The organism is Pararhizobium capsulatum DSM 1112 (assembly GCF_030814475.1).
Lineage (GTDB): Bacteria > Pseudomonadota > Alphaproteobacteria > Rhizobiales > Rhizobiaceae > Pararhizobium > Pararhizobium capsulatum.
In genome coordinates this window covers 2,484,754-2,497,344 of record NZ_JAUSVF010000001.1, presented here as the reverse complement: position 1 = coordinate 2,497,344, position 12,591 = coordinate 2,484,754, and the positions used below count along the sequence as shown (strand labels likewise).

The window sequence follows — 12,591 nt, the reverse complement described above, 5'->3', positions numbered from 1 at the left end:
CTCTTGCCCGTTAACCCGGACCACGCAACGTAAACCATTTGTTAAGGTTAATTTTCGTGAGGGTGCGGCGATTGCCGCCGTGCGTGTACGGGGCTATTGCTGGCTTCCCTTCTCGCCCAGGCATTCCATGACCGTTATCTTCGAAAGCATCCTGCCCATCTTTCTTCTCGTCTTTCTCGGGGTCTGCCTGAAGCGCTACCGGCGAATCGATCTCAGCCTCTGGGAAGGCCTCGAACAGCTGGGATATTTCGTCCTCTTCCCCGCACTACTTTTTTCCACATTGGCGACCGCGGATTTTTCCGGAATGCGCACCGATTCGACAGCCGTGGCGACGATAGGCAGCATCACGCTGATGTCGGCGTGCCTCCTCGGTCTCTGGCCGATCATGCGCCAACGGGGCGTCAGTGCCGCCACCTTCACCTCCGTCTTTCAGACGGCAACGCGCTGGAACGGCTTCATGGCGCTGGCCATCGCGCAAAAGCTCTATGGGCCGATCGGCCTGACACTGACGGCATTGGTGATGACGCTGATCATCATTCCGATCAACCTCTACAATGTCGGCGTTCTCGTCTGGTTCAACGGTGGACCGCGAGGCCTTCGCTTTTTCACGATCAAGATCATCACCAATCCGCTGATCGTGGCCTCGGTTGCCGGTATCGTCCTCAATCTCTTCGGCGGCGCGGTCTATGCACCTGTCATGACTGCAATCGAGATGCTGGCCGCCGCATCGCTCAGCCTCGGGCTCGTCATGGTTGGTGCCGGGCTGAAGGTTTCCGATGCGCTCAAGCCGCGCCCTGTGGCAGTCATCGCCGTCTTCCTGAAACTGATCGCCATGCCGATCTTCATGGTTTCGGCAAGCTATCTACTTGGAATGCGTGGACCCAGCCTATCGGTGATCGCTCTGGGGGCTTCCGTTCCCACTGCCATGAACGGGTATCTTCTGGCCAAGCAAATGGGTGGCGATGCGCCACTTTACGCGGCAGTCGCCACGATACAGACGGTCGTATCGTTTTTCACGATACCGCTGGTGCTGGTAATCGCTGATTACGTTGCCGGCGGATAGAGCAGATCCACGACATAGGCCGAATCGAAACGCGAATCGAGCATGCCGTAAGTCGAGCGCCAGCCGCCTGCCAGCCGTGATTCGAGGAAGGCATCGGCAATGCGCCCTGCCCCCATCCGGTAGAGTTCAGCCGCCGCTGCCGCCAGAGCCAATTGCTCGACCAACATCCGGGCGGCGCCCTCGTCCCGTTCGCAGAGCGACATTGCAGCTTTCAGGACATCCACCGTCTTCTTGGCTGCAGGACCAAGGTCACGGCTGATGACCTGGAAGAGAAGATCGAAGAGCTCCTTGCCGCGTGTCAGGACCCGAAGCACGTCGAGCGCCATGACATTGCCGGAGCCTTCCCAGATCGCATTGACCGGCGCTTCGCGATAGTGACGAGCAATAGGGCGCTCTTCGACATAACCGCTGCCACCCAGGCACTCCATGGCCTCATAGATCAGGCCGGGTGCAATTTTGCAGACCCAGTATTTCGCGACCGGCGTCATGATGCGGGCATAAGCGGCGTCCTCGGCGCTATCGCGCGCGCGGTCGAAGGCTTCGGCAAGTCGGAAAGACAAAGCTGTCGCGGCAGCGACGTCGAGCGCCATGTCGGCCAGCACGCGGGTCATCATCGGCTGGGCGATCAACGCCTTGCCCGAAACCTTGCGGCCTCGGCAATGATGCACGGCTTCAGCGAGGGAAGCACGCATCATTCCGGCAGATGCCAACGCGCAGTCCAACCGCGTCAAAGTCACCATATCGAGAATAGTGCGGATGCCGGCATCCGGCGTACCAAGCAGGAAGCCGAACGTATCCGAAAACTCGACCTCGGATGAGGCATTGGAGCGATTGCCGAGCTTGTCCTTGAGTCGCTGAAAACGAAGGCCGTTGGCGGATCCATCTTCAAGCAGCCGCGGCACCAGGAAACATCCCAAACCATCACGGGTCTGCGCAAGCATGACAAAGGCGTCGCTCATCGGCGCGGACATGAACCATTTGTGGCCGGCAAGGCGATAGATGCCCTCGCCCACCCGCTCGGCAGTCGAGGTGTTGGCACGAACATCCGTGCCGCCCTGCTTCTCGGTCATGCCCATGCCGATCGTCACGGACGATTTCTGCATCCAGGGGCGGTTCGACGAATCATACTTCCGCGACAGGATTTTGGGCGCCCACTCCTTCTGGACCGCGGGTGAAGCCGTGATAGCGGCGACTGACGCGCTGGTCATCGTCAAGGGGCAAAGATGACCGCATTCGAGCTGGGCGGTGAGATAGAAACGGATAGCGCGCGCCTTGTGGGAGCGTCCCTGCTCATCGGCAACGTTTTCCCAGGCGGAAGCATGCAGACCCGATGTCATCGAGCGGCGCATCAACGCATGCCACGCCGGGTGGAATTCCACGGCGTCCAGACGCTCTCCGCGCGGCCCATGGGTCCTGAGTTTCGGCACGCCCTCATTGGCCATGCGCGCAAGATCCTGCGCCTCCGGCGACGTCACGTAGCGACCGATCGCCTCGAATTCGTCACGCAGCGGACGCGGCATCGCGGAGGCGACATCGACCGCCAGCGGATCGGAGCGAAAGGCATTGATACCGGACCAGAGTTTCGGCTGGTTCAGTTCGGCGAGTTTTTGTTCGGTCCGGTTCAGGGTCATGCGGCGGTTCTAACGCAACTTCCAGAGGTTAGAAACAGGATCGCACAGCGATATCAGCCCTTCCCGCAACTATTTGCGAAGCACCGTGCCAGGCCTGCGACAACAGCGTGACGGGAGCGTCACCAAAGCATGACAAAAGCGGGGAATGGCAGTCGATTATCCGCTTGGCGCCTTGCTGCTCCGGGACACAGCCATTATAGACCCAGCATCTTCATATATAATGAGGCGGATCCACATGGATTTCTTTCCGCATCGGCACCTGCTGGGCATCAAGGGCCTGACGGAGCAAGATATCACGCTCCTTCTCGACCGCGCCGACGAAGCCGTCAAGATTTCACGCCAGCGGGAGAAAAAGACCTCCACGTTGCGTGGTCTCACCCAGATCAACCTGTTCTTCGAAGCATCGACACGGACGCAATCCTCGTTCGAACTCGCCGGTAAACGGCTTGGCGCCGATGTCATGAACATGTCCGTCGGCAATTCTTCGGTCAAAAAGGGCGAGACGCTGATCGATACGGCGATGACGCTTAACGCCATGCATCCGGACGTGTTGGTCGTTCGCCACTCTTCGGCAGGTGCTGCTGCGCTGCTTGCCCAGAAGGTTTCCTGCTCTGTGGTCAATGCCGGTGACGGGCAGCATGAGCATCCGACCCAGGCACTGCTCGACGCGCTCACCATCCGCCGCGCCAAGGGCAAGCTGTCGCGCATCATCGTCGCGATCTGCGGCGACGTGCTGCATTCGCGTGTCGCCCGCTCCAATATCCTGCTCCTCAACCAGATGGGCGCACGGGTGCGCGTGGTCGCACCGGCAACCCTGCTCCCCTCCGGCATCGCCGACATGGGAGCCGAGGTCTACCACTCCATGGAGGAAGGCCTGAAGGGCGCTGACGTCGTGATGATGTTACGCCTGCAGCGCGAGCGCATGGCCGGGGCTTTCGTGCCCTCGGTGCGCGAGTATTTTCGTTATTACGGCCTCGATGCCGAGAAACTGAAAGCTGCCAAGGAAGATGCACTTGTCATGCATCCCGGCCCGATGAACCGCGGCGTCGAAATCGCCTCGGAGATTGCCGACGGCCCACAGAGCGTCATCGAACAACAGGTGGAAATGGGCGTCGCAGTCCGGATGGCCGTGATGGAGACGCTGCTTCTTTCACAAAATCCCGGACTTTCCGAAAATGGAGTGCCGCGCACATGAGTCAGTCCATCGTTCTCACCAACGTCCGCATCATCGACCCGTCCCGCAATGTCGATGAGATCGGCGCCGTCATCGTCAAGGATGGCGTTATCGTCGCCGCCGGTAAGGACGCCAACAACCAGGGGACGCCGGAAGCCACTGAAGTCAAAGATTGCAACGGTCTTGTTGCCGTTCCCGGTTTGGTCGATGCCCGAGTTTTCGTCGGAGAGCCCGGTGCAGAGCATCGCGAGACCATCGAATCGGCGTCACGCGCAGCAGCCGTTGGCGGCGTTACCTCCTTTATCGCCATGCCGGATACGGACCCGGTGATCGATGACATCGCCCTTGTCGAGTTTATGCAAAAGAATGCCCGCGACAAGGCGATCGTCAACGTCTACCCCGCTGCAGCCCTGACGAAAGGACTCGCAGGGACCGAAATGACCGAATTCGGCCTGCTGCGCGAAGCCGGCGCCGTCTGCTTCACGAATGGACGCCGTCCACTGCACGATACGCTCATCCTTCGCCGGGCCATGACCTATGCCCGGGAATTCGGCGCCGTTGTCGCTCTTGAGACCCGCGACAAGTATCTGGGTGCCGGCGGAGTTATGAACGAGGGGCTGCTCGCCAGCTGGCTTGGCCTTTCCGGCATTCCACGCGAAGCGGAAATCATTCCGCTCGAACGTGATCTGCGCGTCGCCGGTCTTACCAAAGGGGCATACCATGCCGCCCAGCTCTCGGTGCCTGAATCGGCCGAAGCGATCGAAGTTGCCCGCAAGCGCGGAGCCAATGTCACCTGCGGCGTTTCGATCAACAATCTGACACTGAACGAAAACGATATCGGTGAATACCGTACGTTCTTCAAGCTCTCGCCGCCACTGCGCAGCGAGGACGACCGGGTGAAGATGGTGGAGGCACTTGCGAAAGGCACGATCGACATCGTCGTCTCCTCCCATGACCCTCAGGATGTTGATACCAAGCGCCTGCCTTTCGCCGATGCGGCCGATGGTGCGATTGGTCTGGAAACTCTTCTCGCTGCAGCGCTGCGCCTTTACCATGATGGCTCAGTGCCGCTCATGCGCCTCATCGATGCGCTCTCCACCCGTCCCGCCGCGATCTTCGGGCTGGAGGCCGGCACGCTGAAACCGGGTGCGAAGGCCGATATCGCTCTCATCGATCTGGAAGAGCCCTGGATTCTATCCAAGGACGCGATCGTTTCGCGCTCGAAGAACACGCCATTCGAAAATGCCCGCTTTACCGGCCGGGTGGTTCAAACCTATGTTGCGGGAAAATTGGTCCACGCCCTGTAAGGCGCGCGACGGCGGGAGGGAATGGTGGAAAACTACGTCTGGCAACTGGCTCCAGCGGCGACGGCCGCCTGCCTTCTCTTTGGTTACCTGCTCGGTTCCATCCCCTTCGGGCTCATCCTCACCCGCATGGCCGGGCTCGGAGATGTGCGCAAGATCGGCTCAGGGAATATTGGTGCCACCAACGTCCTTAGAACAGGCAACAAGAAGCTTGCCGCCGCGACCCTGCTGCTTGACGCCCTCAAGGGCACTGTTGCAGTGGTTGTCGCCGGCCATTGGGGTCTGGACGCCGCGCTTGCCGCAGGTTTTGCCGCCTTTATCGGCCACCTCTTTCCCGTATGGCTCGGCTTCAAGGGCGGAAAGGGCATCGCGACCTATATCGGCGTCCTTCTCGGGGTAGCCCCGCTTATGGTTCTCGTCTTTGCCGCCATATGGCTCGGCATTGCCAAGTTGACGCGTTATTCATCTCTGTCCGCTCTGGTTGCAACTTTGGCCATTCCGATTGTATTGTTCGCCATGGACGACGGGAAGCCGGCTGTACTCTTTACGCTGATGACTGTGATTACCTGGCTCAAGCATCGGGCCAACATCCAGCGTCTGCTTGCGGGGACTGAAAGCCGGATCGGGGACAAGGGATAGGGCACGAATGTCAGATGTTGGCGCAGGACAAACAGGAATTGCGCTGACGGAAAGACAGAGACTGGCATGGTTGCGCCTGATCCGCAGCGACAATGTGGGACCTGCAACCTTTCGTGGATTGATCAATCATTTCGGATCCGCCGAAGCGGCTCTGGAGATGCTACCTGAACTTTCACGACGAGGTGGATCGGCGCGCGCGATCCGCGTGGCGACTGTCGCCGAAGCGGAGCGGGAATTGCAGGCAGCAGCACGATTGGGCGCATGCTTCATCGGCATCGGCGAACCCGACTATCCCCCGGCTTTACGACAGATCGACGGCGCTCCACCGCTGATCGCCGCAAAAGGCCGCCCACAAACAGGAACCCTCCCTGCGCTCGGTATTGTCGGTTCGCGCAACGCTTCGATCTGCGGCACCAAGTTTGCCGCCATGATGGCAAGGGATGTTGGCAAGGCTGGATATGCGATCATCTCGGGTCTGGCGCGCGGCATCGACACTGCTGCCCATCGCGCCAGCCTCGAAACGGGCACAATCGCCGTTCTCGCTGGGGGACTGGACCGCCCCTATCCGCCAGAAAACATCAAGCTTCTGGAGGAAATAACCGGCGGCAACGGCCTTGCCATTACCGAAATGCCGTTTGGTTGGGAGCCACGGGCACGGGACTTTCCGCGCAGAAACCGGCTCATCGCGGGTGTGGCGCTCGGCTTGCTCGTCGTCGAAGCGGCCCAGCGCTCAGGCTCCCTGATCACGGCACGCTATGCGGCCGACTTCGGTCGGATCGTCTTTGCCGTCCCGGGGTCGCCGCTCGATCCGCGCTGCTATGGTACCAATTATCTAATAAAAGAGGGCGCCACGCTTACGACGGAGGCTGGCGACATATTGGAGGCTCTCGCCCCCATCAGCCGCTTGGATCTCTTCACACCGAAGCAAGTCGACGAACCCGAATCGCCCACTGCCGCGGACATGATGCCGCCGAACGAGAACGACCGCTGCCTTATCGTCGATTCCCTCGGTCCGACACCCGTCGAGGTCGATGACATCATCCGCCATACCGGCATGCCGGCCGCGATGGTTTATCTGGTTTTGCTGGAACTAGATCTTGCCGGTCGCCTTCACCGCCATTCCGGCGGCCTTGTTTCCATTGACCTCTCTGTATGATGACGTGTTGCGTGAAACGATGTCGCCTGCTTCCACGGCCGCCATCTCGATGAGATAAACCAGAAGCTCTTCGCGCTGGCTGGCCGCCATAGTGCGCAGCTCCCCCAACATGTGACGCACGTAGCCGATGATATCTGCCGATTGATCTTGCGGGCTTCTGCCCTTTTCTGATGGGAACGCCGTCGCCATGCCTGACGTACTCTTTCTCCAGTGGTCAAGGACCAGCAGCTTGATCGGCGACTAGGACCTGGTCCTGAGACGCCTCTATCCTAGCCAATTTATTCCTGACTCGTTACACTTCGAGAACGATATCTCAAATATCTATAATTGCAATATTAACGTAATAGCGTATAGGTTGCATATCGTTGTGTTTCGCTAATTTCACCTCCGGCACTTGACCCCGGACGAATCCCTGTCCATGTCGGGGCTGCTATATTTCAAGGCGCGCAATCCCGCTGCAGCGCGCATACAAACGGTTGCTCTAAGAATATGACCAATGTCGTCGTCGTCGAATCGCCCGCCAAGGCAAAGACCATCAACAAGTATCTGGGTCCTGGATATAAGGTTCTGGCGTCCTTCGGCCATGTGCGCGACCTCCCCGCAAAGGATGGTTCCGTCTTGCCCGACGATGACTTCGCCATGCTGTGGGAAGTCGACAGTGCTTCGGCGAAACGGGTAAACGACATCGGCGCAGCCCTTAAGGCCTCTGACGGCCTGATCCTCGCGACCGACCCGGATCGCGAAGGAGAAGCGATTTCGTGGCATGTGCTCGATCTTCTGAGAAAGAAGAAGCTGATCGGCGACAAGCCGGTGCAACGCGTCGTTTTCAACGCGATTACCAAAAAGGCCGTGCTCGACGCGATGGCCAATCCGCGCGATATCGATATTCCGCTGGTGGACGCCTATCTCGCCCGCCGCGCACTCGACTATCTCGTCGGCTTCAACCTCTCACCTGTTCTGTGGCGCAAACTGCCGGGCGCGCGTTCGGCGGGCCGGGTCCAGTCCGTTGCGTTGCGTCTCGTCTGCGATCGGGAAGGCGAAATCGAACGCTTTGTTTCCGAAGAATACTGGAACATCTCGGCGCTCCTGAAGACGCCGCGTGGAGATGAGTTCGAGGCGCGGCTTGTATCGGCAGATGGAAAGCGTCTGCAACCGCGCTCTGTGGGCAATGGCGAAGACGCAGGCCGGCTCAAGTCGTTGCTCGAAGGCGCAAGCTATGTCGTCGACAGCGTCGAAGCCAAGCCCGTCAAGCGCAACCCCTCGCCGCCGTTCACGACCTCGACGCTGCAGCAGGCCGCCTCCTCCAAGCTTGGGTTTTCTGCGTCGCGCACCATGCAGGTCGCGCAGAAGCTTTACGAAGGTATTGATCTCGGCGGCGAAACCGTTGGCCTGATCACCTATATGCGTACCGACGGCGTCCAGATGGCAGCTGAGGCGATTGACGCTGCCCGCGAGTCGATCGGCAGCCAGTTTGGCGCACGCTATGTACCGGAAAAGGCGCGTCTTTATTCAACCAAGGCAAAGAACGCACAAGAAGCGCACGAGGCGATCCGCCCAACCGACTTCAACCGCACCCCGGACCAGCTGAAGCGGGTTCTGGATGCGGACCAGTTGCGCCTCTACGACCTGGTCTGGAAGCGCGGCATCGCGAGCCAGATGGCCTCGGCCGAGATTGAGCGCACGACCGTCGAAATTCTGGCTGACAACGGCGGGGCACAAGCGGGCCTGCGTGCGGTTGGCTCCGTTATCCGGTTCGACGGCTTCATTGCCGCCTATACCGACCAAAAGGAAGACGGGGAGCAGAGTGACGACGGGGACGACGAAGGTCGCCTGCCCGAAATCAATGCTCGCGAAAAGCTGGCCAAGGAAAAGATCAATGCCAGCCAGCATTTCACCGAACCGCCGCCGCGTTATTCGGAAGCAAGCCTGATCAAGAAGATGGAAGAGCTCGGCATCGGCCGTCCTTCCACCTATGCCGCAACGCTCGCGACGCTACGTGACCGCGAATATGTTATCATCGACAAGCGCAAGCTGATCCCGGAGGCCAAGGGTCGTCTTGTGACTGCCTTCCTCGAAAGCTTCTTCTCGCGCTACGTCGAATACGATTTCACGGCGTCGCTTGAGGAGAAACTCGACCAGATTTCCGCCGGCGAACTCAACTGGAAGGACGTTCTGCGGGACTTCTGGAAAGACTTCTTCGCGCAGATCGAAGACACCAAGGAACTGCGGGTTACCAACGTTCTCGACGCGCTCAACGAAGAGCTGGCGCCGCTGGTTTTCCCGAAGCGCGAAGACGGCAGTGATCCACGTATCTGCCAGGTCTGCGGCACAGGCAAGCTGTCGCTGAAGCTTGGCAAGTACGGAGCCTTTGTCGGCTGCTCCAATTATCCGGAATGCAACTTCACCCGCCAGCTGTCGTCTGAGAGCAACGGCGACGAGGCGTCTGCGGTCAACGAACCGCAGGCACTTGGCAAGGACCCGCATACCGGCGAGGAAATCACTCTGCGCAGCGGCCGTTTCGGGCCTTACGTGCAGCGCGGCGACGGCAAGGAAGCCAAGCGCTCCAGCCTGCCGAAGGGCTGGACGCCGGCTACGATCGATCATGAGAAGGCGGTTGCGCTGCTTTCGTTGCCACGCGATATCGGCGCGCATCCTGAAACCGGCAAGATGATCTCTTCCGGCCTTGGACGTTATGGACCGTTCATTCTCAGCGATGGGAAGTACGCCAATCTGGAAAGCATCGAGGATGTGTTCTCGATCGGCCTGAACCGCGCGGTCTCCGTGCTGGCCGACAAGCAGTCCAAAGCAGGCGCTGGCCGTGGTGCAGCCCAGGCAGCACTCAAGGAATTGGGTGATCATCCGCAGGGCGGCGCAGTCACTGTTCGCGATGGACGCTACGGTCCCTACGTCAACTGGGGCAAGATCAACGCCACATTGCCAAAGGGCAAGGAGCCCCTGTCAGTGACGCTGGAAGAAGCCATTCCGCTTCTTGCCGAACGCGCTGAAAAGAGTGGAGCAAAGGCACCCAAGGCCAAGGCTGCAGCCAAGCCGAAGGCCACCAAGACGGCCGCAGCAAAGACGGACAAGCCGGAAAAAGCCAAGGCGGCCGCCAAGCCCAAGGCAATAGCTGCCACGGCCAAGACGAAAACAGCGGCAAAGGCCAAGAAGGGCTGATTGTGACACGACCACCACGCGATCGAACCGAACGACCGGTCAAATCGACGGTTCGGCTCGGCCGTGCCGCCAAGCTGTCCACCGCACCGAAAGACACCGCTGCCATCATCCATGGCGCGGTTCCGCCGCGTGATGTGCTGATGAACTTCATCGCCGAAAATCCGGATCGGGCTTCCAAGCGGGAAATCGCAAAGGCCTTCGGGCTGAAAGGTGAGCACCGTATAGAACTGAAGGCCCTACTGCGCGAGCTTGAGCAGGATGGATATGTCGAGAAGAAGCGCAACTCGCTGGTGCGCCCCGGCGCTCTGCCGCCCGTTACGGTTCTTGATATCACCACCCGTGATAAGGACGGCGAACTGATCGGCCGGCCGGCCGAATGGCCGGAAGATGCCGGTGTTGCGCCCGCCGTCTCGATCCGCCAGTCGACCGTCAGCAAGGCCAAGGGCAAGATGCCTGTCGGCGGGCTCGGCGATCGGGTATTGGCCAAGATATTCCCGGCCAAGGATCGCGGCGGGCCGGCCTATACCGCGCGTATAATCAAGGTTCTCGACAGGCGCCGCAACAACAATGCCGCCATGGGTGTTGTTCGTCTCCTGCCGGATGGTGTCGCGCGGATCATGCCGATCGACAAGCGTGGCGAGGAGCTGCAGGTCGAGACGGACGGATTGGCCGATGCCAAGGATGGCGATCTGGTCGAGGTCGAAGTCGCGCGTATCGGTCGCTTCGGCTTGCCGCGGGCGCGCGTGAAAGCCGTCGTCGGTTCGGTTGCCAGCGAGAAGGCGATCTCGATGATCGCGATTCACGCCCACGGCATTCCCTACATCTTCCCCGAAAGCGTGATCCGCGAAGCCGACGCCGCCGGCCCGGCAACAATGGACCATCGCGAAGATTGGCGCAGTCTGCCGCTGATCACCATCGACCCTGCCGACGCCAAGGACCATGACGACGCCGTGCATGCTGAGCCGGACCCGTCACCGGACAACCCGGATGGCGTGATCGTCACCGTCGCGATCGCTGATGTGTCGTGGTATGTGCGACCGAAATCGGCACTCGACCAGGAGGCGCTCAAGCGCGGTAACTCGGTTTATTTCCCGGACCGGGTCGTACCTATGCTGCCGGAGCGCATCTCCAACGAACTTTGCTCACTCAAGGAGAATGTCGACCGCCCGGCGCTTGCCGTGCGCATGCGTTTCTCGAAGGAAGGCCGCAAGGCTGGCCACACCTTCCATCGTATCATGATGCGCAGTGCCGCCAAACTCTCCTACAGCCAAGCCCAGGCTGCGATCGACGGCAATCCGGACGACAAGACGGGGCCGCTGCTCGAGCCCGTCCTGAAGCCGCTCTGGAACGCCTATGCCGTCCTTACGCGTGGACGCGACCGGCGCCAACCGCTCGAACTCAACATGCCGGAACGCAAGATCATTCTGAATGCGGACGGCACGGTTGACCGCGTGTTCGTTCCCGACCGCCTCGATGCCCACAAGCTTATCGAGGAGATGATGATCCAGGCGAACGTTGCGGCCGCTGAAACGCTTGAACTCAAGCGCCAGTCACTGATCTACCGGGTGCATGACGCACCGTCTCTCGCCAAGCAGGAAACGCTCCGCGAATTCCTGGTCACACTCGATCTTTCCCTGGTCAAGGGCGGCAGCATCCGCTCCAATCATTTCAACGGTATCCTGTCGAAGGCAGAGGGCAAGCCGTTCGCGACGATGGTCAACGAGATGGTGCTGCGCTCGCAGAGCCAGGCCGTTTACAGCCCGGAAAACATCGGGCATTTCGGCCTGAACCTGATGAAGTACGCTCACTTCACCTCACCAATCCGTCGTTATGCCGACCTGATAGTGCATCGCGCCTTGGTGTCTTCGCTGAAACTTGGTGACGGCGGCCTGACGCCAGCCGAAGAAGGCGTGATGAACGATATCGCCGCTGAAATTTCGACCTTCGAACGCCGGGCAATGGCCGCCGAGCGCGATACGGTCGATCGGCTAATCGCCCATCATCTCAGCGGCCGGGTCAATGAGGAATTCGATGGGCGTGTCTCCGGCGTGACGAAGGCGGGACTTTTTGTCACCCTACCAACCTATGGTGCCGATGGTTTCGTGCCTATATCTACGCTCGGGCGCGACTATTTCATCTATGACGAGGCGCATCAGGCCCTTTCGGGTGAAAAAACCGGGCTCGGCTATCGTCTTGGTGATGATGTAAGAGTGAAGCTGGTGGAAGCGGTTCCGCTTGCCGGGGCCTTGCGTTTCGAAATGGTTAGCGAAGGGCGAAAGATGCCGACGGCAACGCGCTCGTTCCACAAATCGGGGCGCCGGGACCGGGCAGGTGCTCGCAAGCAACCGGGAACGCGACCTGTGCGCGGCAAACGATAGACGGATGGAGCCTTTGGCGTCGGCGTCGTTCAAAGCGCGCAAGGGCACCATAGGCTGCGTCCAACGTAAAGG

At 60.1% G+C, this 12,591-nt stretch carries 9 protein-coding genes; 7 read left to right on the top strand and 2 right to left on the bottom strand.

Features of this window, described 5'->3' with window-relative positions:
* Positions 1 to 127 precede the first annotated feature (127 nt).
* The gene (locus QO002_RS12210) at positions 128 to 1,063 is read left to right on the top strand and encodes an AEC family transporter (RefSeq protein ID WP_307229992.1); all 936 of its coding nucleotides are present in this window, start codon (positions 128 to 130) and stop codon (positions 1,061 to 1,063) included.
* Here QO002_RS12210 and QO002_RS12205 read toward each other — a convergent pair.
* Positions 1,045 to 2,694, bottom strand: coding sequence for an acyl-CoA dehydrogenase family protein (locus QO002_RS12205; protein WP_307229990.1), 1,650 nt, complete (start codon positions 2,692 to 2,694; stop codon positions 1,045 to 1,047). The two genes, QO002_RS12210 and QO002_RS12205, sit on opposite strands and share 19 nt — an antisense overlap.
* Positions 2,695 to 2,929: 235 nt before the next feature.
* On the opposite strand from QO002_RS12205, the gene QO002_RS12200 reads away from it, so the two are divergent.
* From QO002_RS12200 to dprA, 4 genes are read left to right on the top strand one after another with little or no spacing between them, the layout of a single operon-like run.
* Positions 2,930 to 3,889: an aspartate carbamoyltransferase catalytic subunit gene (locus tag QO002_RS12200; RefSeq protein ID WP_307229987.1), complete on the top strand. Its 960-nt coding sequence runs from the start codon at positions 2,930 to 2,932 to the stop codon at positions 3,887 to 3,889.
* Positions 3,886 to 5,175, top strand: coding sequence for a dihydroorotase (locus QO002_RS12195; RefSeq protein ID WP_307229985.1), 1,290 nt, complete (start codon positions 3,886 to 3,888; stop codon positions 5,173 to 5,175). The genes QO002_RS12200 and QO002_RS12195 overlap by 4 nt, the downstream gene beginning before the upstream one ends.
* Before the next feature lie 21 nt (positions 5,176 to 5,196).
* Positions 5,197 to 5,811, top strand: a complete 615-nt coding sequence (gene plsY, locus QO002_RS12190; RefSeq protein WP_307229982.1) for a glycerol-3-phosphate 1-O-acyltransferase PlsY — start codon at positions 5,197 to 5,199, stop codon at positions 5,809 to 5,811.
* A gap of 7 nt (positions 5,812 to 5,818) precedes the next feature.
* The gene (gene dprA / locus QO002_RS12185) at positions 5,819 to 6,967 is read left to right on the top strand and encodes a DNA-processing protein DprA (protein WP_307229979.1); all 1,149 of its coding nucleotides are present in this window, start codon (positions 5,819 to 5,821) and stop codon (positions 6,965 to 6,967) included.
* Here dprA and QO002_RS12180 read toward each other — a convergent pair.
* A complete protein-coding gene (locus tag QO002_RS12180) occupies positions 6,902 to 7,156 on the bottom strand; it encodes a hypothetical protein (RefSeq protein WP_307229977.1) in 255 nt (84 codons plus the stop codon). The two genes, dprA and QO002_RS12180, sit on opposite strands and share 66 nt — an antisense overlap.
* A 300-nt stretch (positions 7,157 to 7,456) precedes the next feature.
* Between QO002_RS12180 and topA the strand changes: the two genes are divergently transcribed.
* Positions 7,457 to 10,141, top strand: coding sequence for a type I DNA topoisomerase (topA, locus tag QO002_RS12175; protein ID WP_307229974.1), 2,685 nt, complete (start codon positions 7,457 to 7,459; stop codon positions 10,139 to 10,141).
* A 2-nt stretch (positions 10,142 to 10,143) separates the two neighbouring features.
* Complete coding sequence (gene rnr, locus QO002_RS12170) at positions 10,144 to 12,519, top strand: ribonuclease R (RefSeq protein ID WP_307229972.1); 2,376 nt, start codon at positions 10,144 to 10,146, stop codon at positions 12,517 to 12,519.
* The last annotated feature ends 72 nt before the right edge of the window (positions 12,520 to 12,591 follow it).